This is a genomic window from Streptomyces sp. NPDC006207, from assembly GCF_040613835.1.
GTDB lineage: Bacteria > Actinomycetota > Actinomycetes > Streptomycetales > Streptomycetaceae > Actinacidiphila.
This window is the reverse complement of record NZ_JBEXSX010000024.1, coordinates 84,371-105,736: the sequence shown is the minus strand read 5'-3', so window position 1 is coordinate 105,736 and position 21,366 is coordinate 84,371. Positions and strand designations below refer to the sequence as shown.

General features: G+C 72.7%; 19 protein-coding genes. 13 read left to right on the top strand and 6 right to left on the bottom strand.

The annotated features are described in order from the left end of the window. Window positions 1-98: 98 nt before the first annotated feature. From ABZ312_RS20975 to ABZ312_RS20930, 10 genes are all read left to right on the top strand, one after another. Complete coding sequence (locus ABZ312_RS20975; RefSeq protein WP_500438454.1) at window positions 99-809, top strand: HAD family hydrolase; 711 nt, start codon at window positions 99-101, stop codon at window positions 807-809. A gap of 441 nt (window positions 810-1,250) precedes the next feature. Further along, on the top strand, window positions 1,251-1,925 hold the full coding sequence (locus ABZ312_RS20970; RefSeq protein ID WP_500438452.1) for a GntR family transcriptional regulator: 675 nt from the start codon (window positions 1,251-1,253) through the stop codon (window positions 1,923-1,925). A 100-nt stretch (window positions 1,926-2,025) separates the two neighbouring features. Continuing rightward, window positions 2,026-2,928 carry a dihydrodipicolinate synthase family protein gene (locus ABZ312_RS20965; protein WP_500327287.1) on the top strand — a complete coding sequence of 301 codons (903 nt, stop codon included), beginning with the start codon at window positions 2,026-2,028 and terminating at the stop codon, window positions 2,926-2,928. 24 nt (window positions 2,929-2,952) lie between these two features. Then, window positions 2,953-4,677: an L-arabinonate dehydratase gene (araD, locus tag ABZ312_RS20960; RefSeq protein ID WP_500327288.1), complete on the top strand. Its 1,725-nt coding sequence runs from the start codon at window positions 2,953-2,955 to the stop codon at window positions 4,675-4,677. A gap of 108 nt (window positions 4,678-4,785) precedes the next feature. Continuing rightward, window positions 4,786-5,712, top strand: a complete 927-nt coding sequence (locus ABZ312_RS20955; RefSeq protein ID WP_500438450.1) for a carbohydrate ABC transporter permease — start codon at window positions 4,786-4,788, stop codon at window positions 5,710-5,712. Continuing rightward, window positions 5,709-6,635, top strand: a complete 927-nt coding sequence (locus tag ABZ312_RS20950; protein WP_500438448.1) for a carbohydrate ABC transporter permease — start codon at window positions 5,709-5,711, stop codon at window positions 6,633-6,635. The genes ABZ312_RS20955 and ABZ312_RS20950 overlap by 4 nt, the downstream gene beginning before the upstream one ends. A gap of 49 nt (window positions 6,636-6,684) precedes the next feature. Beyond that, window positions 6,685-7,893, top strand: a complete 1,209-nt coding sequence (locus ABZ312_RS20945) for a Gfo/Idh/MocA family protein (RefSeq protein WP_500438446.1) — start codon at window positions 6,685-6,687, stop codon at window positions 7,891-7,893. After that, window positions 7,890-8,732: a DUF6807 domain-containing protein gene (locus ABZ312_RS20940; protein WP_500327293.1), complete on the top strand. Its 843-nt coding sequence runs from the start codon at window positions 7,890-7,892 to the stop codon at window positions 8,730-8,732. The genes ABZ312_RS20945 and ABZ312_RS20940 overlap by 4 nt, the downstream gene beginning before the upstream one ends. Window positions 8,733-8,863: 131 nt before the next feature. Then, a complete protein-coding gene (locus ABZ312_RS20935) occupies window positions 8,864-10,198 on the top strand; it encodes an ABC transporter substrate-binding protein (RefSeq protein WP_500327295.1) in 1,335 nt (444 codons plus the stop codon). A gap of 112 nt (window positions 10,199-10,310) precedes the next feature. Further along, entirely contained in the window at window positions 10,311-11,642 is a 1,332-nt protein-coding gene (locus tag ABZ312_RS20930; RefSeq protein WP_500438444.1) for a pectate lyase family protein, read from the top strand. A gap of 79 nt (window positions 11,643-11,721) precedes the next feature. On the opposite strand, the gene ABZ312_RS20925 is transcribed toward ABZ312_RS20930, so the two are convergent. Beyond that, window positions 11,722-12,633: an AraC family transcriptional regulator gene (locus ABZ312_RS20925; protein WP_500438442.1), complete on the bottom strand. Its 912-nt coding sequence runs from the start codon at window positions 12,631-12,633 to the stop codon at window positions 11,722-11,724. Window positions 12,634-12,753: 120 nt separating this feature from the next. Here ABZ312_RS20925 and ABZ312_RS20920 point away from each other — a divergent pair, with 120 nt between their 5' ends. Together ABZ312_RS20920 and ABZ312_RS20915 are read left to right on the top strand one after the other, a co-directional pair. Beyond that, window positions 12,754-13,719 carry an SDR family NAD(P)-dependent oxidoreductase gene (locus ABZ312_RS20920; protein WP_500327299.1) on the top strand — a complete coding sequence of 322 codons (966 nt, stop codon included), beginning with the start codon at window positions 12,754-12,756 and terminating at the stop codon, window positions 13,717-13,719. A gap of 96 nt (window positions 13,720-13,815) precedes the next feature. Beyond that, entirely contained in the window at window positions 13,816-14,376 is a 561-nt protein-coding gene (locus ABZ312_RS20915) for a carboxymuconolactone decarboxylase family protein (protein ID WP_500438440.1), read from the top strand. Between the two features lie 16 nt (window positions 14,377-14,392). On the opposite strand, the gene ABZ312_RS20910 is transcribed toward ABZ312_RS20915, so the two are convergent. From ABZ312_RS20910 to ABZ312_RS20890, 5 genes are all read right to left on the bottom strand, one after another. Further along, a complete protein-coding gene (locus ABZ312_RS20910) occupies window positions 14,393-14,794 on the bottom strand; it encodes a hypothetical protein (RefSeq protein ID WP_500327423.1) in 402 nt (133 codons plus the stop codon). A gap of 95 nt (window positions 14,795-14,889) precedes the next feature. After that, a complete protein-coding gene (locus ABZ312_RS20905) occupies window positions 14,890-15,912 on the bottom strand; it encodes a LacI family DNA-binding transcriptional regulator (RefSeq protein WP_500360753.1) in 1,023 nt (340 codons plus the stop codon). Between the two features lie 22 nt (window positions 15,913-15,934). Next, a complete protein-coding gene (locus ABZ312_RS20900; RefSeq protein ID WP_500327304.1) occupies window positions 15,935-16,840 on the bottom strand; it encodes a carbohydrate ABC transporter permease in 906 nt (301 codons plus the stop codon). Continuing rightward, complete coding sequence (locus tag ABZ312_RS20895; RefSeq protein ID WP_500360751.1) at window positions 16,840-17,760, bottom strand: carbohydrate ABC transporter permease; 921 nt, start codon at window positions 17,758-17,760, stop codon at window positions 16,840-16,842. The genes ABZ312_RS20900 and ABZ312_RS20895 overlap by 1 nt, the downstream gene beginning before the upstream one ends. A 126-nt stretch (window positions 17,761-17,886) precedes the next feature. Continuing rightward, window positions 17,887-19,203 carry an ABC transporter substrate-binding protein gene (locus tag ABZ312_RS20890; RefSeq protein ID WP_500327307.1) on the bottom strand — a complete coding sequence of 439 codons (1,317 nt, stop codon included), beginning with the start codon at window positions 19,201-19,203 and terminating at the stop codon, window positions 17,887-17,889. A 157-nt stretch (window positions 19,204-19,360) separates the two neighbouring features. Between ABZ312_RS20890 and ABZ312_RS20885 the strand changes: the two genes are divergently transcribed. Then, a complete protein-coding gene (locus ABZ312_RS20885) occupies window positions 19,361-21,358 on the top strand; it encodes a beta-galactosidase (RefSeq protein WP_500327308.1) in 1,998 nt (665 codons plus the stop codon). Window positions 21,359-21,366 lie beyond the last annotated feature (8 nt).

Here is a 21,366-nt window from a genome sequence, read left to right as displayed (position 1 = left end):
CCACACCCCCTCCTGCCGGTGTGGGCGACTGACGGCCGGAGGGTGGTAATGACGGGGGTGCCCTTCCGCCGACATAAGCGCACCGGTATACCGGCGGGGTGGTCGAAAAGGTGAGGGCCGTCCTTCTGGACTGGGTGGGAACGCTCATCGTCCCCAAGTGGGGTCCTGACCATGCCGGTCCGAAGGGTGGGGCGTGGATCGAGGGCGCGTTGAGGCGTCTCGCCCGGGACGCCTCGCCGTCGGAGGTGCGGCGGCTCAGCGCTGGTCTCGACGCGGCGATCAGGCAACCTGAAGTGGCACGGGCCATGAACGGCGCGGACGTGTCCGTGGAGTCGTACCGGGCCGGGTTCAGGCACTGGGCCTCGGCCGCGGGCATCGACGAGACGCTGGTGGACGCCCTGTATGCCGAACTGGCGCAACTGGACGTCGATCTCTTCGCGGTGGACGTGGGGCCGACACTTGCGACGCTCAAGGCCGCCGGGGTGCGGGTTGCCGTGGTCAGCGACGTCCACTTCGACATCCGCCCGTGGTTCGAGAAGGCGCGCCTCGACGGTTACGTCGACCGGTTCGTGCTGTCCTTCGAGCATGGTGTGTGCAAGCCCGATCCCGCCATCTTCCGACTGGCGTTGGACGAGCTCGCGGTGGGTCCGGGCGAGGCGCTGATGGTCGGGGACCGTTCCGCCTATGACGGTGCGGCGGTCGAGGCGGGCATCGCGACCCTGCTGGTCCCCCCTCTCGCCGAGGCCACCGACGAACGCCTGCACCTCGTGCTCGCATCCTGCGGACTGCCCTGGAACGTGCGCCCCTGACACCCCCACCGGCCGTCAGTCGCCCACACAGCGGGAGGGGGTGTGGCGGGGTGCGCCCATGGGGGTCCCCCCGGCCGAAGGCTGGGGGAGACGAGCGGCGGACCCGGCGCCGAATACTGCAGGGGTAAACCGCGAGCCCTGTGGGGGTCCCCCCGGCCGAAGGCTGGGGGAGTGCGCCGGCGCGGCCCTGACCCCACCCCAACAGTGCGCAGGCCCGCACTGACCGCGCCGGATGGGGGTCCCCCCGGCCGAAGGCTGGGGGAGGGAGGGCGGGCGGGGGATGCCCGCCGCAGGCGCAAACAACCCGCACACGACAACAACCGCACCGCACACAAAGTGCGTCGGGCCCATTGACGAACCCCGCCCCCCGCCCTACTTTCATCGCGTCGTACTTCGTACGTCATATATGAGACGCCCTACGTGAGATCCGAAAGAGCCCCCATGGACCTGCTCGCCGGCACCGCGCCGACGCCGATTCCGTCCCGTACCCAGGTCGTGCTGGAAACGATCAAGCACGGGATACTGACCGGGCAGCTGAAGCCCGGTCAGGCACTCGTGGAGGCCGAGCTGGCCGCGCAGTTCGGGGTGTCGAAGACGCCCGTGCGGGAGGCGCTCAAGACGCTCGCCGGCACCGGGCTGGTCGTGATGAGCCAGTACAAGGGCGTGACCGTGCGGGCCGTGGACGCGGAGATGGCGCGTCAGGTGTACGACGTGCGCCTGCTGCTGGAGCCGGAGGCGCTGCGCCGTACCGTCACGCACCGCGCCTCGCTGGACGCCGCGCGGGACGCGCTGTCGCGGGCCGACGAGGCGGGGGACCGGGCCGACCGGTCGCTCGCCAACCGGGAGTTCCACCGGGCGCTGTACACGCCGTGCGGCAACCCCCTGCTGGCCCGGATGCTCGACGACGTGCGGGACCAGGCGGCCCTGGTCTCGGCGGTGGTCTGGCAGGAGACCCCGTCGTGGGAGCAGGAGGCCCGCGAGCACCGGGAGATCCTGGCGCGTGCCCTCGACGGGGACGCGCACGGCGCGGCGCGGCTGCTCCACGACCACATCGCGAGCTTCGTGGCCCGGGCGTTCCCCGAGGGCCCGGACGGCGGCGAAGGAACGGCCCGCTGAGCCGCGGGCGCGCGGGGTGAGGGGACGGCCCTCCGCGCGCCCGCTCCCCCCATGCCGCCCCCACGGCATCCCGTAGCGACCCGAGCTGAAGGGCAACCGCATGTCATTCGCAGAGCAGTCGTCGGCGCTCGCCGATGTCGTGGCGATCCCGGTGACCCCGTTCGGCGCGGACGGGGGCGTGGAGCCCACCGCGTACCGGGCGTTGCTGCGCAGACTGCTCGACAGCGGGGTGCGGACGGTCACGCCGAACGGCAACACCGGGGAGTTCTACGCCCTCGACCCGGCCGAGCGGCGGCTGGTCGTCGAGCTGACGATGGCCGAGGCGGACCCGGACACCCAGGTCGTGGTGGGCGTCGGCCACGACGTGCCGACCGCCGTGGCCGCCGCGCGGCACGCACGCGACGCCGGGGCGCAGATGGTGATGGTGCACCAGCCGATCCACCCGTACGTGTCGCCGGAGGGCTGGGTGGACTACCACCGCGCCGTCGCGGAGGCCGTCCCGGAGACCGGGGTCGTCCCGTACGTCCGCAACGCGGCGCTGGACGGGGGGCTGATCGCGCGCCTCGGCGAGCTGTGCCCGAACGTCGTCGGGGTGAAGTACGCGGTGCCGGACGCCGCCCGCTTCGCGGCGGTGGCCCGGGACGCGGGGCTGGACCGCTTCACCTGGGTCGCCGGCCTCGCCGAGCTGTACGCCCCCGCGTACTGGGCGGTCGGCGCGAGGGGCTTCACCTCGGGCCTGGTCAACGTCGCGCCCCGGGTGTCCCTGGAGATGCTGCGCGCGCTGCGCGACGGCGACTACGCGGCGGCGATGAAGGTGTGGGAGCAGATCAGGGAGTTCGAGGACCTGCGGGCCGAACAGCAGTCCGCCAACAACGTGTCGGTGGTCAAGGAGGCGCTGGCGGTGCTGGGACTGTGCCGCCGCGACGTGCGCCCGCCCAGCCGCCTGCTGACCGGGGGCCGGCGCGAGCGGGTGGCCGCGCTGCTCGCCGGCTGGGACGTGTGAGCCGGGACGGGACGGAGGGCCGCCATGAAGAAGCCGGAAGAGCTCCGCAGCCACCAGTGGTACGGGACGGACGGCCTGCGCTCGTTCAGCCACCGGGCCCGTACCCGGCAGCTGGGCTACCTGCCCGAGGAGCACCTGGGCAAGCCGGTGATCGCGGTCGTCAACACCTGGAGCGACATCAACCCCTGCCACGTCCACCTGCGCGAGCGGGCCCAGGCGGTCAAGCGCGGGGTGTGGCAGGCGGGCGGCTTCCCCCTGGAGTTCCCCGTCGCGACGCTGTCGGAGACGTACCAGAAGCCGACGCCGATGCTCTACCGCAACCTGCTCGCGATGGAGACCGAGGAGTTGCTGCGCTCCTACCCGGTGGACGGGGCGGTCCTGCTGGGCGGTTGCGACAAGTCCACCCCGGCGCTGCTGATGGGGGCCGCGAGCGCCGACCTGCCGGCGGTGTTCGTGCCGGCCGGACCCATGCTGCCCGGGCACTGGCGCTCCGAGGTGCTCGGCTCCGGCACCGACATGTGGAAGTACTGGGACGACAAGCGGGCCGGCCTCATCGGTGACTGCGAGATGGCCGAGCTGGAGAGCGGGCTGGCCCGTTCGCCCGGCCACTGCATGACCATGGGCACCGCCTCCACGCTGACCGCGGCGGCGGAGGCGCTGGGGATGACGGTGCCGGGCGCGTCGTCGATCCCCGCCGTCGACTCCGGGCACGACCGCATGGCGGCCGCCTCCGGGATGCGGATCGTCGACCTCGTGCGGGAGGACCTGCGGCCGTCGGCAATCCTGACCCGCGAGGCGTACGAGGACGCGGTGGCCACGGTGCTCGCCCTCGGCGGTTCGACCAACGCCGTGATCCACCTGATCGCGATGGCCGGGCGCAGCGGTGTCCCGCTGACGCTGGACGACTTCGACCGCATCGCCCGCACGGTGCCGGTCCTGGCGAACCTCCGGCCGGGCGGCCGCCACCTGATGGAGGACTTCCACTTCGCCGGCGGCCTCCCGGGGTTCCTGACCCGGCTGCGGGACGCCGGTGTCCTGCACCTCGACCGGCCGACCGTCGCGCACGCCACGCTCCGCGAACAGCTCGCCGGTGCCCTCGTCCACGACGAGGACGTGATCCGCCCGCTGGACAGGCCGCTCGCGGCCGAGGGCGGCGTCGCCGTCCTGCGCGGCAACCTGTGCCCGGACGGCGCGGTCATCAAGCACATCGCCGCCGAGCCGCACCTGCTCAAGCACACCGGCCCGGCCGTGGTGTTCGACGACTACCGGACCCTGCAGCGCACCATCGACGACCCGGCGCTCGGCATCACCGAGGACAGCGTGCTCGTGCTGCGCGGCTCCGGTCCGCTCGGCGGCCCGGGCATGCCCGAGTACGGGATGCTGCCGCTGCCCGGCCACCTCCTGAAGAAGGGGGTGCGGGACATGGTGCGGATCTCCGACGCCCGGATGAGCGGCACGAGTTACGGCGCGTGCGTGCTGCACGTGGCGCCCGAGTCGCACGTGGGCGGGCCGCTCGCCCTCGTCCGCACTGGCGATCCGATCACCCTGGACGTCCAGGCGCGCACCCTGCGCCTGGAGGTCGACGACGCGGAACTGGAACGCCGGCGCGCGCAGTGGCAGGCGCCGCCGCCCCGCTACGGACGCGGCTACGGCGCGCTGTACCAGGACCAGATCACCCAGGCCGACACCGGCTGCGACTTCCGCTTCCTGACCCGGCCCGGAGAAGTGCCGGAGCCCTACGCGGGCTGACGCCCCGCCGCGCACCACGCCGTACCGCCCGTACCGCCACCGCGCCCGTGGCGGCCCCGCACCACTAGGCAAGCGCTTTCCCCGCACCCGTACGAAGGAGTACCGGTCATGGCCACAGCCGTGGCGAAACCACCCCGGCCCTCGCGGCGCCGGCCGTCCGGCGCGGCCCGGCGCACCCCGTACCTCCTGATCGCCCCCGCCGTCCTGCTGATGCTGGGCTTCATCGCCTACCCGATGGTCAGCGTCCTCTACTACAGCCTGCAGGACCACAACGTCACCAAGCCCTGGCGGAACGGCTTCGCCGGCTTCGGCAACTTCCAGCGGATCCTCTTCGACGACCCGCTGTTCTGGCAGAGCCTGCTCTTCAGCCTCAAGTGGGTCGCCGCGGAGGTGGGGCTGCAGCTCGCCCTCGGGCTGGCGCTCGCCCTGGTCGTCAACCAGACCTTCGTCGGCCGCGGACTGTCGCGCGCCCTGGTCTTCTCGCCGTGGGCCGTCTCCGGCGTGCTGACCACCACCATCTGGATGCTGCTGTACAACCCCGCCACGGGCATCAGCCGCTACCTGGCGGACGCCGGCATCGGCGAGTACGGCACCTCGGTGCTCTCCGACCCCGACACCGTCTTCCCGGCCGCCGTCCTGGCCGAACTGTGGCGCGGGGTCCCGTTCTTCGCCATCCTCATCCTGGCCGACCTGCAGTCCATCCCGAACGAGCTGTACGAGGCGGCCTCGGTCGACGGCGCGGGCCGCTTCCGGCGGTTCTTCCACATCACGCTGCCCCACCTGCGGGACGCCATCGTGCTGTCCACGCTGCTGCGCGGGGTGTGGGAGTTCAACAACGTCGACCTGCTCTACACGCTCACCGGAGGCGGTCCCGCCGGTTCGACGACCACGCTGCCGCTGTACGTGGCCAACACCGGCATCGACGGCCACGACTTCGGCTACGCGTCCGCGCTCACCACCGTCGCCTTCGTGATCCTCCTGTTCTGCTCCATCGTCTACCTGCGTCTGAGCAAGTTCGGGGGCGACCGCACATGACGACCACCGTGCCGGAGAGGAACGGCCTCCCCCTGCCGCGCGTGGCGCCCGCCGCGCGCCCCGACGACGACGGCGGCGGTGCCGGGCGGCGCCGCGGGCGCCGGGGGCTCGGCGCGGGTGCGCCCCGCTGGCAGATCTACCTGCCGCTCGGCCTGTACCTGCTGTTCACGCTCGTCCCCTTCTACTGGATGCTGCTGTTCGCGCTGCGCCCCTCGGGGTCCACCTCGCTGGTGCCGTGGCCGGCCACCACCGCGCACTTCTCGAAGGTGTGGAACGACCTCGGTTTCGCGGTGTTCTTCAAGAACAGCCTGCTCATCGGCGTGGCCACGCTCGTGATGACCACCGTGATCGCCCTGCTCGGCGGTTACGCGCTGGCCCGTTTCGACTTCCGCGCCAAGCGCGCCTTCCTGCTCGCCCTGCTGTGCTCGCAGTTCATCCCGGGCGCGCTCATGCTGGTGCCGCTCTTCCAGATCTTCAGCGAACTGCGCATGATCGACTCCCTGTGGAGCGTCATCGTCGCCGAGACGGTCTTCCAGCTGCCGCTGTCGATCATCCTCATCAGCGGCTTCATCAGGAACGTCCCGGTGTCGCTGGAGGAGGCCGCCTGGGTCGACGGCTGCGGCCGGATCCGGGCCTTCTGCGCGGTGGTGCTGCCGCTGCTGCGGCCGGGGCTGGTCGCGGTGGGCTCCTTCGCCTTCGTGCACAGCTGGAACCACTTCCTCTTCTCGCTGATGTTCCTCAGCACGCAGGAGAAGTACACGATCCCCGTCGGCCTCAGCTACACCATCGGCTCCGGCGAGAGCGTCGAGCTCGGAACGCTCGCCGCGGGCGGCGTCGTGGCCGCGGTGCCCGTCGTCATCGTCTTCGCCTTCATCCAGAAGTGGCTGGTCACCGGCTTCAGCGCGGGTGCGGTGAAGGGCTGACGCCCGTCCCGCCACCCGCCCCTGTCCCGCGGACGAGGAGGTCCGAACCGTGCGAGATGCATCCACGCGGCCCGCCGGCGGCGGCCCGGCGGCGACGCCGTCCGGCGACGCGCCCGTGCCCGTCGTCCTGGCCGGGGCCCGCGGTCACGGCGCCTGGCACCTGGAGAACCTGAGGAGGCTGTCGGCCACCGGTCTGGTGCGGCTCGCCGGGATCTGTGACACCGTCCCGCCGGCACCGGGGGAACCGGCCGGGTTCCCCGCACCCGCCCACGGCACCGACCTGGGCGAACTGACCGCGCGGACCGGCGCCGGGATCGTCATCGTCTGCACCCCCCTCCACACGCACACCGACCTGGCGCTGGCCGCGGCTGCGCAGGGCGCCCACGTGCTGCTGGAGAAGCCGCCCGCACCCTCCTACGCCGCGTACGAACGGCTGGTCGCCGGGGTCGAGGCGAGCGGGCGGGCCTGCCAGATCGGCTTCCAGTCGCTGGGCTCGCACGCCCTGGACGCCGTCCGCGCGCTGGTGGCCGACGGCGCGATAGGCACCGTGCGCGGCATCGGCGCCGCCGGCAACTGGGTGCGCGACGAGCACTACTTCCGCCGGGCCGCCTGGTCGGGGCGGCGCAGGATGGGCGGTACGGACGTGGTCGACGGGGTGCTCACCAACCCCCTCGCCCACGCCGTCGCCACCGCGCTCGCCCTGGACGGCAGCGAACGCGCCGAGGACGTCGGGGCGATCGAGCTGGAGCTCTTCCGGGCCAACGCCATCGAGGCCGACGACACCTCCGCCCTGCGGCTGCGCACCGCGCGGGGCACGGTCGTCACGGTCACCGCCACCCTGTGCGCCGAGCGGAACGCCGAGCCGTACGTCGTCGTCCACGGCGACCGCGGCCGTGTGACGTTCTGGTACAAGCAGGACCGCGTCCTGCTGCAACGCGCCGCGCGCGGCCCGCAGGAGCAGCGGTACGGACGCACGGACCTGCTGGAGAACCTGGTCGCGCACGTGCGGCACGGCGAGGACCTGCTCGTGCCGCCCCGCGCCACCGGCGCCTTCATGAAGGTCGTCGAGGCCGTGCGCACCGCCCCGGACCCGGTGCCGCTCCCCGACGGCGCCTGGCGCACCGAGCCCGGCGAACGGTCCACGCGACGTGTCGTCACCGGGGTCGACGGCATGGTCACCGCCGGCGCGGAGACCCTGGCCCTCTTCTCCGAGCTGGGCGCCCCCTGGGCCGCACCGAACGGGGTGGTCCGGCGATGACGACCACCGTGCTGCGCGCCGCCGGACGCACCGTCGGACGGTACGTCCACCGCCCCGAGCTGCCCGGGCGGCTCGCCCCGCGCCCCTACCTGCACCCGCTGACCACCCTGGCAGGGGTGCCCGTCACCGAGTTCATGCCCGGCGACCACCTCCACCACCTCGGGGTGAGCGTCGCCGTCCCCGACGTCGACGGGCGCAACTTCTGGGGCGGGCGCACCTACGTCCGCGACCGGGGCCCGGCCGAGCTGGACGACCACGGTGTCCAGGAGCACCTGGGCCTGCTCCGCGGCGGCCCGGACGGCTTCACCGAGGAGCTGTCCTGGCGCACCGGGGACCGCGAACTGCTCCGCGAGCGACGGACGGTCACGGCCCGCGCGCTCGGCGAGGGCTGCTGGGCGCTCGACGTCACCTTCGCCCTGGCCAACCCCGGCGACCGGGAGCTGACCATCGGCAGCCCCGCCACCAACGGCCGCCCCGGCGCCGGTTACGGCGGCTTCTTCTGGCGGGCGCCCGCCGAGCCGGAGCGGGCGCGGGTGTTCACGGCCGGCGCGGAGGGCGAGGAGGCCGTGCACGGCCGGGCGGCCGACTGGCTGGCCCTCTCGGGCGAGGGCTGGACGCTGGTCTTCGCCGGGGCGACCGCCGGGACCCGCCGCGACCCGTGGTTCGTGCGCACCGCCGAGTACCCCGGCGTCGGCTCCGCCCTCGCCTGGGCGCGGCGGCTGCCCGTCCCCGCGGGCGGCACCGTGACCCGGCGGATCGTCACCGCCGTCGCCGACGGGCGGCTCGGACCCGCGCAGGCCGGCGCGCTGGCCCGCCGCCTCGTCGACGGGAGCGGCTGACGATGCGCCCCTGGACCGCCGACCCCCCGCGACGGCACCTACCGCCGCGGACACCGGCGACGGCCCGCGCCGGACCCCGGGCCACCCCTCACGTCCCCACCACCCGCACACACCCCGACAGGAGAGTCACCATGAGAGCACCGAAGGGCCGCGGAGCGCGCCTCGCCGCCGCCGTCGCGGCCGTCTCCGCACTGGCGCTGACCGCGTCCGCCTGCGGCACCGACGGCAAGGGCAGCTCGGGCAGCGAGGGCAGCGGCAAGGGCACCGTCACCTTCTGGGACAACAACGGCGGTGTCCGCACCGAGGTGTGGAAGGAGATCATCTCCCGCTTCGAGAAGAAGAACCCGGACGTCGAGGTGAAGTACGTCGGGGTCGCCGCCGCCGACGTGCAGTCCAAGTACGACACCGCCATCGCGGGCGGCAAGGGCCTGCCCGACGTCGGTGGCGTGGGCACCGCGATGCTCGCGAGCCTGGTGGCGCAGGGCGCGCTCGACCCGGTGACCGACCGCATCGACGACAGCCCCCTGAAGGGCAGGTTCGACCCCAACCTGGTCAAGAGCGTGCAGGTGGCGGGTGGCGGCGACGAGCTGTTCTCCGTGCCGACCTCCGCGAACATGGGCGTCCTGTGGTACCGCACCGACCTCTTCGAGGCCGCGGGGGTGCCGGCGCCCACCACCTGGGACGCGTTCTTCACGGCGACGGAGAAGCTGACGGACCGCAAGAGCAACGAGTTCGGCTTCACCTTCCGCGGCGGCGCCGGCTCGATCGCCCAGGCCCTGGACATGATGTACGGGCAGTCGGGCATCGACAGCTTCTGGAACGGCGACACGACCACCGTCAACGACCCGAAGAACGTGGCGGCGCTGGAGAAGTACGTCGCGCTGTACAAGAAGACCACGCCCGAGGCCGACCTCAACAACGACTTCACCAAGATGGTCGCCGAGTTCGACAACGGGAAGATCGGCATCCTCCAGCACAACCTGGGCTCCTACCAGAACCACCTGGATGCCCTCGGTCAGGGCAAGTTCGCGGGCGTGGCCATGCCGGTCGACGCGGCGGGGGTGCGCACCACGGTCTCCAACCCGGTGGACGGGCTCGGTCTGTTCAAGAGCTCCGAGAACAAGGAGGCCGCCTGGAAGTTCATCGAGTTCGCCGCCTCCGCGGAGGCGAACAGCCTGTGGAACGAGTCGGCCGGGGCCATCCCGTCCAACACCGAGGCGCAGGACGACGACTGGATCGCCTCCGCCGGGGCGACCAAGATCGCCATCGAGGCGCTCACCGACCCCAAGACGAAGATCGTCCAGCTGCCGTACTACCTGCCGGACTGGAACACCCTCAGCAAGGCCGACAGCGAACCGGAGTTCCAGAAGGTCGTCCTCGGCCGGCTGAGCGCCAAGGACTTCCTCGACGCCTTCGCCGGGAAGCTCAACGCCGCGCAGGCGGACTGGAAGAAGCACACCTCCTGATCCGCGTGCCCGGGTACGGGACGGCCGGCGGCGCCCACGCCGCGCCGTGAGCCGCCGGCCGTCCCCGCTCCCGCTCCCTCTCCCATCCCCACCTCCTCCCAAAGGAGCCGCAATGCGCAGATCTATGTGTCATGCGCGCGTCATTCCTGTCCTGATGGGCTGCACGACGTTCGCCCTCGCCCTCACCGCTCCGGCCGCGGCCCAGGCCGCCGTCCCGCGCGGGGCCGCCCTCGGCCGTGCCGTACTGCCCGCCGGTGACGGCTGGGCCTCGGCCGGCGGGGGCACCAGGGGTGGCTCGGCCGCCGACGCCGCCCACGTCTTCACCGTGCGCAACCGCGCCGAACTGGTCGCCGCCCTCGGCGACGGCGACGGCACCCCCCGGATCGTTCAGGTCAAGGGCGTCATCGACGTCAACACCGCCGACGACGGCACCCCCCTGGGCTGCGCGGACTACGCCACCGACGGGTACACGCTCGACGGCTACCTCGCCGCCTACGACCCCGCGGTGTGGGGCACCGACCGCGAGCCGTCCGGCCCGCTCGAGGACGCCCGCGCCGCCTCGCAGAAGGTCCAGGCGGAACGCGTCCAGGTGCGGGTCGGCTCCCGCACCACCATCGTCGGCCTCGGCCGGGGCGCCACCCTCCGCGGCGGCAACCTCATGGTCCAGGACGCCGACGACGTCATCATCCGCAACCTGTCCTTCGAGAACGCCGCCGACTGCTTCCCCGCCTGGGACCCCACCGACGGCGACACCGGCAACTGGAACTCCGAGTACGACAACCTCAGCGTGGTCGGCTCCACGCACGTGTGGGTGGACCACAACACCTTCTCCGACGGCGACGAGCCCGACACGACCCTGCCCACGTACTTCGGCCGCGTCTTCCAGAAGCACGACGGCCTCTTCGACGTCATCAACGGCTCCGACCTCGTCACCGGGTCCTGGAACGTCTTCCGGGACCACGGCAAGACCTCGCTCATCGGCAACAGCGACAGCGCCGCCGCCACCGACGCGGGCAGGCTGCGCGTCACCCTCCACCACAATCTCTACCGGAACGTCACCGAGCGCGCCCCGCGCGTCCGCTTCGGCCAGGTCGACACCTACAACAACCACTACGTGGCGACCGCGGACTCCGGCTACGCCTACGGCTACAGCCTCGGTGTCGGCGTCCAGTCGCAGCTCGTGGCGGAGGCCAACGCCTTCACCCTGCCCGCGGGCGTCGACCGCGCCACCGTCATCAAGAAGTGGAAGGGCACCGCCCTCACCGAGGACGGCAACCTCGTCAACGGCCGCCCCGTCGACCTGCTCGCCGTCCACAACGCGGGCGTCCCCGCCGAGCAGCTCGGCGACGACGCGGGGTGGACCCCGGCCCTGCGCACCCGGGTCGACCGTGCGGGCGCCGTACCGTACGTCGTCGACCGCCACGCGGGCAGCGGAAGGCTCTGACCGGCCGCCGCCCCGCACCCACCCCACCCGTCGGCCGACCGTCCCCGGCCGGCGGAGGCCCGCGCCCCCGGGCGTCCCGTCAGGCCACGGGACCGCCGCGGTAGGCACGGGGCGAGCTCCCCGTGACCTCCTTGAAGGCCGTGCTGAGCGCGCTCTCGGAGCCGTAGCCGACCGCGCGGGCGATGACGGCGAGGGTCTCGGTGCCCTTGCGCAGGCGCTGCGAGGCGAGTTCGATGCGCCACCGCCTGAGGTAGTCCAGCGGCGGACAGCCCACGGTCCGCTTGAACCGTGCGGCGAGCGTGGACCTCGACACCCCGCTGGTGCGGGCGAGTTCGGCGACCGTCCAGCCGTGCGCCGGCGCACGGTGCAGCGCGGCCAGGGCGGGCGCCACGACGGGGTCGGACAGGCCCGCCGGCCAGCCAGACACGCCGTGCGACTCCTCTGCGAGGTGCAGACGCAGCACGTGGACCAGCATGACGACGGCCAGGTGCTCCGCCACGAGGGTGGAGGCCACGGGCCGTCGCAGCAGCTCCTGCCCGATCTGCTCCAGTGCCCAGCCCACGGTCTGCGCGTGCGCGGTCCCCACGGGCACGTGGATGACCGGCGGCAGGGCGTCCAGCAGCAGGGCCCGCGCGCGGTCGCCGAAGGAGAAGCGGCCGCCGACCAGCAGGACGTCGTCCCCCCGGCCGACCCGCGCGAAACCGCCCTCCGCCGCGGCGAACACCGGCTCCGCGGCGACCGGGGCCACGCCGGGAGCGCTGCGCAGCACGAACGGGCGGGCCTGGGTGAGCAGGAAGCAGTCGCCCGCGGCCAGCTCCACCGGCCCGTCCGCCCCCTCGACCTCCAGGAGGCACCCGCCGTGCCGGACCGCGTTGAACTTCACCCCGGACGGCGCCTCGAAGCGCACCGCCCACTCGCCGCCCGCCACGAGGCCCGTCGACAGGTGGGCCCTGGTCTCCAGCAGGGCCAGCACGTCCTCGAGCGGATCCATGACGTACCTCCTGGGTCTGGACGATGGCTGAAGTTTTCCGGAGTTTTCATTATGGAGAATACGCGATGCCGTCCATAGCCTGGTTCGCGTACCAGCCGTTCCCCTCCCGAGAAGGTCACCGTGCTCGACCACCCCCTGCTGCAGACCCCCTTCCCCTCGCACGCCACGGCCTCCGAGGTCGTCAGCGGAGTCGACCTCACCGGCCGGCGCGCCCTCGTCACCGGCGGCGCCTCCGGCATCGGCCTGGAAACGGTCCGGGCCCTGGCCTCGGCCGGCGCGGACGTCACCGTCGCCACGCGCGACCCCGCCGCCGCGGAGCCGGCCCTCCGCGGACTCGCCACCACCGCCCCGGCGGGCTCGGTGGACGTACGGGGCCTCGACCTGGCCGACCTCGCGTCCGTCGCACACTTCGCGGACGCCTGGAGCGGGCCGCTCGACATCCTCGTCGCCAACGCCGGGATCATGGCCCTCCCCACCCGCCAGGTCACCGACCTCGGGTGGGAGCTGCAGCTCGCCACCAACCACCTCGGGCACTTCGCCCTCGCCACGGCGCTCCACCCCGCACTGCGGGCGGCCGGGTCGGCCCGGCTGGTGGTCGTCAGCTCCGGAGCCCACCACAACGCCGCGTTCGACTTCGGCGACCCCCACTTCGAGCGGCGTCCCTACGACCCCTGGACGGCCTACGCGCAGTCCAAGACCGCCGACGTCCTGCTCGCGGTGGGCGCCCGCCGGTGGGCCGCCGACGGCGTCACGGCCAACGCGCTCAACCCCGGATGGATCCTCAGCACCAACCTCCAGCGCCACATCGACGCCGGCACCATGCGGGCGATGGGCGTGACGGACGAGGACGGCGCCGTCATCCCGCAGCCGTACCACAAGACCGCGGAGCAGGGAGCCGCCACCTCGGTGCTGCTCGCGGCGTCGCCGCTGCTCGACGGGGTGACCGGACGCTACTTCGAGGACAACCAGGAGGCGCCGGTCGTGGACGGGGACGAAGGGCGTCCCGGCGGCGTCGCCGCCCACGCCGTGGACCCGATCGCCGCGGACCGGCTCTGGGACCGCGCCCTGTGCGCCCTGCGGGTGTGACCTCCCGGACCTGCCCCCTGTCCGATGTCACACCGGGGAGGCCGCCGTCCGTCGTACGCCCGCAGGCACGACGCGGACGACCCCAGGAGGCACGACATGTCCCGCATCTCCCTCGACCCGCCGCGGACCCCGTTCATCCGGCTCGCCGAGTGGTACGCGCGCCGCAGGTTCGGCAGGGTCCTCGACCCCGGCCGGGCGGTCGGCCACAACCCGAAGGTGCTGATGTCCTACGCCCGCTTCGAGCAGGGCGTGGAGAAGTGGCACGCGCTCGACCCGGGCCTCAAGCACCTCGCCGTCATGGCGTCCGCGGTCCGCATCGGCTGCTCCTGGTGCGTGGACTTCGGCCACTGGAAGGCCGAGGGCCTGAGGCTGCCCATGGAGAAGGTGGGCAAGGTGCCCGTCTGGCGCGACCACCGGGAGGACTTCACCGAGCTCGAGCAGTGGGTGATGGAGTACGCCGAGGCCATGAGCGAGACGGAGCCGTCCGTCACCGACGACCTGGCCCGCCGGCTGCTCGACCGGCTCGGTGAGGCCGCCTTCGTCGAGCTCACGGCCATGGTCGCGGTGGAGAACCTGCGCTCCCGGCTCAACAGCACCCTCGGGCTGACCAGCCAGGGCTTCTCCGAGCAGTGCGCGGTCCCGCCCCGTACGTCCTGACCGCCCCGCGGCCGGGTCACGCCGCCGCGGCGCCCTCGGGGGTCGCGGCCCGGGCCGTGCGGCCCTCGTGCCAGAGGGCCGCACCGGTCACCAGCGCGCCCACGCCCTCCCACACGCCGACCCCGAGGAAACCGGAGGGCGCCCGCCCGATCACCACGGCCGTGGTGAAGACGGTGAAGGTCAGCAGCCGGAACGGGACCGTCCAGCGGAAGAAGGCGCGCCAGTCGGCGAGGGCCGCCAGGACGTAGTAGACGCCCATGTTGAGCGCCGCCATCGAGGACGCGGTGAGGAAGACCAGGGTGTAGTCGCCGGCTGCGCGGTGGTCCGGACGGTGGAAGCCGAGCAGGGACAGCTGCACGGCCGGCGACACGATCCCGACGATGCCGAGCGCGGCGGCGAGCACACCGAAGACGGCCATGGTCCAGCCGGAAAGGGAGCGGGGGAGACGCACCGGTCCTCCAAGTCCGGGGGCGGCGGCTTCGACGCCCCAACTCCCATGATCCTAGGGGATGTTCAGGCCGACTCCCGCCGTATCAGCTCCGTCGGGAGGATCACCGCGGACGGCTCGTCACCGGCGATGCGGGCGAGCAGCAGCCGCACCATCTCGGCGCTGATCCGGTCCCACGGCTGGCGGATCGTGGTCAGCGGCGGCAGCGTGGCCAGCGCCGCCGGGGAGTCGTCGAAGCCGCCGACCGCGACGTGCTCCGGCACGCGCCGCCCGGCCCGTTCCAGCGCCGCCAGCGCGCCCTGGGCCATCAGGTCGGAGGCGACGAAGACCGCGTCCAGGCCGGGGGAGCGGTCCAGCAGCGCGGTCATCGCGGCCTCCCCGCTGGCCCGGCTGTAGTCGCCCTCGGCGATCAGGGTCTCGTCGGCGGGCAGCCCCGCGGCGGCCAGCTCCTCGCGGTAGCCCGCCAGGCGCTGGACACCGCCGGGGGTGTCCAGCGGCCCCGTGATCATGGCGATCGTGCGCCGCCCGGAGGCCACGAGGTGCCGCACCATCCGGTGCGCGCCGCCCCGCTCGTCGGCCGCCACGTACGCGACCCGGCCGCCCTGCCCCAGCGGCTCACCGCAGGCGACGACCGGGACCCCGGCCTTCTCCAGCCGCTCGGCGACCGGGTTCCCCGAGTGGCTGGACACCAGCAGCACGCCGTCGACGTGCCCGGCGGTGATGTAGCGGGTGATCCGCCGCCGCTCCGACTCGTCGCCGGCGATCATCAGCAGCAGCGGTATGTCGTGCGCGGCCAGCGCCTGGGTGCAGCCGCTGAGCAGCACGTTGAAGTTCGGGTCCTCGAAGAAGCGCTCCTGCGGCTCGGTGAGAAGGAAGCCCACCGAGTCCGAACGCCCGGTGATCAGGCTGCGGGCGTGCCGGTTCACCACGTATCCGGTGCGGCGGATGGCGGCGTTGACCGCCTCCATCGCGGCCGGGCTCACGTTGTGCCCGCCGTTGAGGACGCGCGACACCGTGCCCCGTGACACACCCGCCTCGCGGGCCACGTCGTGGATCGTCGGGGGACGGCGTCGTTCTGTGCGGCTCATACCGTTCTTCCTTCGGGACTCCTCAGGACTTTACGGCCCCGGAGAGCAGGTCCAGGCTCCAGAACCGCTGGATCACCAGGAACAGTGCGATCAGCGGCATTATCGCCAGCATCGCACCGGTGATCACCAGCGTGTAGAGGGCGGGCGCCGAGGCGCCCTGCTGGAGCAGGGTGAACAGGCCCAGCGTCACCGGGAACTTCTCGTCGTCGCCCAGCATGATGAACGGCAGCAGGAAGTTGTTCCAGATCGCCACGAACTGGAAGAGGAAGACCGTCACCAGGCCGGGCAGCATCACCGGCAGCGCGATCGTGCGGAAGATCCGCCACTCGCCCGCCCCGTCCACCCGGGCCGCCTCCACCACCTCGTCCGGCACGGCGGCGGAGGCGTAGATCCGCGCCAGGTAGATGCCGTACGGCGCCAGGACGCTCGGCAGCAGCACCGACAGGTAGCTGTCGGCCAGACCCGCCTTGGCCATCAGCAGGTACTGCGGGATCGCCAGGATGACCGGCGGCATCAGCACCCCGGTCAGCAGGACGTTGAAGATCGCCTCGCGGCCGCGGAAGCGGTACTTCGCCAGTGCGTAGCCGCTCACCGCGGACACCGCGGTGGACAGCAGCGCGCCGAGGCCCGCGTAGAAGAGGGAGTTGAGCATCCACCGCCAGTAGACGCCGTCGCGGTACGCCGTCAGCGCGGAGACGTTGTCGACCAGGCCCGTGCCGGGCAGGAAGGTGAACGTCGCGAACAGCTCGCGGCTGCTCTTCGTCGACGCCACCAGCACCCACGCGACCGGGAGCAGGCAGTAGGCCGCCCCGAGCAGCAGCACGACGGTCGGGACCAGGCCGGTCCCGCGGCGCCGCCGCGGCGCGGAGGCGCGGGCCGCCGTGGTGGCGCCGGGCCGCTGGGCGAGGGGGGTTGCCGTGACGCTCATCAGGAGGCTCCCTGCCGGGTACGGGAGTTGGCCGCCCGCAGGAAGCCGAAGGACAGGACGAGGGTGACGACGGCGATGACCACGGACGTCGCGGCCGCCGAGTGGAGGTCGCCGCGCACGAAGGCGTCCTGGTAGACCTTCATCAGCGGGCTCCAGGTCGTGGAGATCGAGTTCGTCATCCCCTTCAGGGTCATCGGCTCGCCGAAGACCTGGAAGGTGGCGATCATCGAGAAGAAGAAGGTCAGCACGAGCGCCGGCGCCACGGTGGGGATCTTGATCCGCAGCGCGATCTGCAGCTCCGAGCAGCCGTCGATCCGCGCGGCCTCGTAGATCTCGGAGGGCACCGCCCGCAGCGACGTGTAGATCACGATCATGTTGAAGCCCGTGCCGCCCCACACGGCCACGTTCGCCAGCGCGCCGAAGAGCGCGCCGCCGGTCAGCAGGTCCGGCTCCGGCAGGCCCATGGCACCCAGCGCGTAGTGGAGCGGGCTGAGCGAAGGCAGGTAGAGGAAGCCCCACAGCAGCGCCGCGACCACCCCGGGCACGGCGTACGGCAGGAAGATCGCCAGCCGCGAGAACCCGCGCAGCCGGGTCCGCTGCGCGTCCAGCATCAGGGCGAACAGCAGGGCGAGGCCCAGCATCACCGGCACGACGATCGCGCCGTAGCCGAGGATGCGGGCGGCGCCGTGCAGGAGCTCGGTGTCGGACAGGACGGAGGTGTAGTTGGACAGCCCCGCCCAGGCCTCGCCGCGTGCGCCCCGTCCCAGGCCCAGGCCCTTGACCTCGATCTTGCGGAAGCTCAGGTAGACGGCGTAGCCGATGGGGAGCGCGAAGGTCGCGGCGAACAGGAGGACGGCGGGGACGAGGAATCCGTAGGGGGCGAGGCGTCGGGTGCGCCGGGCAGCGGACGTGGGCGGCATGGGCGGCTCGTTTCGGACGGCTGACGGCTGACGGCTGACGGCTGAGGGCGGACGGACGGGCAGCGGACGGGCGGGCGGGACCGGGGGCGCGTGGTGCCCCCGGTCGGCCTGAGGGGCTGCCGCGCGCTACTCCGCGACCGAGAAGCCCTGCTTCTTCATGTCGGCGACCGTCGTCGACTGCACCGTGCCCAGCGCCGGGCCGAAGCCGGCCTTGTCCTGCGCCGCCTTGCCGAAGGCGTCCTTGAACGCGCTGTAGGCGACGTTCACGTTCGGACCCCACGCCCCCGGGGCGGTGGTCTTCGCGATCTCGGCCGCCTTGGTGTAGAAGTCCGGCTGGTTGGAGAAGAACTCCGGCGCCTGGGCGAGCGCGTCCCCGGTCTGGGCGGCCGTCGCCGCCGGGTAGATGCCGCCGTTCTTCACCAGCGCCGTCACGGCCTCCGGGTCGGTGTTCAGCCAGGTCGCGAACTTCACCGCGGCGTCCTTGTGCTTCGAGTCGTTGCTGATGCCGGTCGTGGAGCCGCCCCAGCTGCCCGTGACGTTCTCACCCGCGTTCCACTGCGGCAGCGGCGCCATGGCCCACTTGCCCTTGGTGTCGGGGGCCGCGGTCGTCAGCACGCCCGGCGCCCACACGGCGCTGACCCAGGCGATCTGGGTCCCGGTGTTGAGCGCCTTGTTCCACGCGGGGGTGTACATCGGCTGGTTGTCGACGACGCCCTCCTTGACCAGGCCGCCCCAGAAGTCGGCGACCTTGGTGGAGGCGGCGTCGTCGACGGCGACGTTCCACTCGTCCCCGGAGGTCGTCCACCACTTCGCGCCCGCCTGCTGCGACAGGCCCGCGAACAGGCCGGGGTCGGTCGCCGAGAAGGTGGTCAGCGACTTCTCGGCGTCCTTCTTCTTCAGGTCGCGGGCCGTCCGCGCGAACTCGTCCCACGTCGTGGGCACGTTCAGGCCGTACTTCGTGAACAGGTCCTGGCGGTAGTAGAACATCAGCGGCCCGGTGTCCTGCGGGATCGCGTACACCGCGTCGGAGCCGAGGGTCACCTGCTGCCACACGCCGTCGGCGAAGTCCTTCTTCACGTCGCCCGCCTGCCCGGATATGTCGGCCAGGACGTCGTTGCTCACCAGCGTGGGGAGGGCCTGGAACTCGGCCTGCACCAGGTCGGGCGCCTTGTGCGCCTTCGAGGCGGTGATGATCTTGGTGACCAGGTCGTCGCCCGACGCCTGCTTCTTCACCGTGACCGTGATGCCGGCCTCCTTGCCGGGACCGGCGTTCCAGATCGCCGCGACCTTGTCCAGGCCGGGGGCCCAGGCCCAGTACGTGAGGCTGACCGGTCCGGACTCCGCCTTGTCTCCGTCTCCGCCGTCGTCCGACGAACCGCAGCCGGCCAGCAGCGTGGTGGAGAGCGCGGCCGCTGCGAATGCGGCGACGAGGCGCTTGTTCATGGGTTCCTCCCCTGACGAGGGTGCGCGGGGGCGCTGTGAGCGTTCACAGTAGAGAAACATCTCCGACACTTGTCAATGCTTGTGGCCGTGCGGTTACCTTGGCCGAGCCGCCCCTCGGGCTGCTGTGCACGTTCCCAGAGTTGACCCAGGAGATCCCATGGCGCGCCTTGCCTACGGCGGCGACTACAACCCCGAGCAATGGCCCGAGGAGGTCTGGCACGAGGACGTCCGGCTGATGCGCGAGGCCGGTGTGACCATGGTCAGCGTCGGCATCTTCGCCTGGTCGAAGCTGGAGCCCGAGCCCGGCCGCTACGACTTCGCCTGGCTCGACCGGCTGCTGGACCTGCTGCACGAGCACGGCATCCGCGCCGACCTCGGCACCCCCACCGTCGTGCCGCCCGCCTGGTTCTACGCCGCCCACCCCGAGGCGCTCCCGGTGAGCCGCGAGGGCATCCGCTACGGCTTCGGCTCGCGCGGCGCCATCTGCCACAGCTCCGCCGCATACCGCCGGGCAGCCGCCCGGATCACCGAGCGGCTGGCCGAGCGCTACGGGAGTCACCCGGCCGTGGCGATGTGGCACGTCCACAACGAGTACGGCGTACCGGTCGGCGCCTGCTACTGCGAGGCGTCCGCCGAGGAGTTCCGGCACTGGCTGCGGGCCCGCTACGAGGGCCTCGACGCCCTCAACGCCGCCTGGGGCACGGCCTTCTGGGGGCAGACCTACGGCGACTGGGCGCACGTCGACGCCCCGCGGCTGACCCCCACCGTCGCCAACCCGGCCCAGCAGCTGGACTACGCCCGCTTCACGGACGAGACCGTCCGCGGCAACTTCACCGCGGAACGCGACATCCTGCACCGGCTGTCACCCGGCATCCCGGTCACCACCAACTTCATGACCGCGCTCAGCCAGTGCGACTCGATGGACTACTGGGCCTGGGGCCGCGAGGTCGACCTCGTCACCAACGACCACTACCTGATCACCGACGGCCGCCGCACCCACGTCAACCTGGCGATGGCCGCCGACCTCACCCGCTCCGTCGCCGGCGGCGCCCCCTGGCTGCTGCTGGAGCACTCCACCAGCGGGGTCAACTGGCAGCGCCGCAACCCCGCCAAGGCCCCCGGCCAGATGGCCCGCAACAGCCTCGCGCACGTGGCCCGCGGCTCGGAGGGCGCCCTGTTCTTCCAGTGGCGGCAGTCCCGCTACGGCGCCGAGAAGTTCCACTCCGCGATGCTGCCGCACGCGGGCACCGACAGCCGCGTCTGGCGCGAGGTGGTCCGGCTGGGCGCCGACGTCGCCGCCCTCGCCGAGGTCGCCGGCACCCGGACCGTCGCGGACGCCGCCGTGCTGTGGGACTGGCAGTCCTGGTGGGCGCAGAAGCTGGAGTGGCGGCCCAGCCAGGACCACGACGCGCGCGAACGCGCCGACAGTTACTACGAGGCCCTCTTCGACCGGCACCTGACCGTCGACTTCACGCGTCCAGAAGCCGACTTGTCGGCCTATCCCCTCGTCGTCGTCCCCGCCCTCTACCTCACCACCGAGGCCGCCGGACGGAACCTGCGCGCCTACGTCGAGGGCGGCGGCACGCTGCTGGTCTCCTACTTCTCCGGCGTCGTCGACGAGCACGACACCGTCCACCCGGGCCCCGCGCCCGGCGCGCTGCGGGACGTGCTCGGGCTGACCGTCGAGGAGTTCGCGCCCCTGCTCGACGGGGAACGGGTCCGGCTCGACGGCCCCGAGGGCCCCGCCCTCACCGGCGACCTGTGGACCGAGGTCGTCGTGCCGCGCGGCGCAGAGCCGGTGTGGACGTACGCCGACGGCCCCGCCGCCGGCCGCCCCGCCGTCACCCGGCACGCCCTGGGCGAGGGCACGGCCTGGTACGTCTCGACCCGGCTCGGCCCCGCGGAGATCGGCGCGGTCCTGGCCGCCGCCGCGGAGGACGCGGGCCTGCCGGACCGGGCCGAACTGCCGCGTGACGTCGAGGTCGTCCGCCGCGCCGGTGAGCAGGGCAGGTACCTCTTCGTGATCAACCACACCGGGTCCGAGGCGAAGGTGCCCCTCGACGCGCCGGGTACGGAATTGCTCACCGGCGAACGGGTCATCGGCCGGCTCAGCGTGCCGCCGGGTGCCGTCCGGGTGTTGCGCGAGGAGTCCTGACCGGGAGG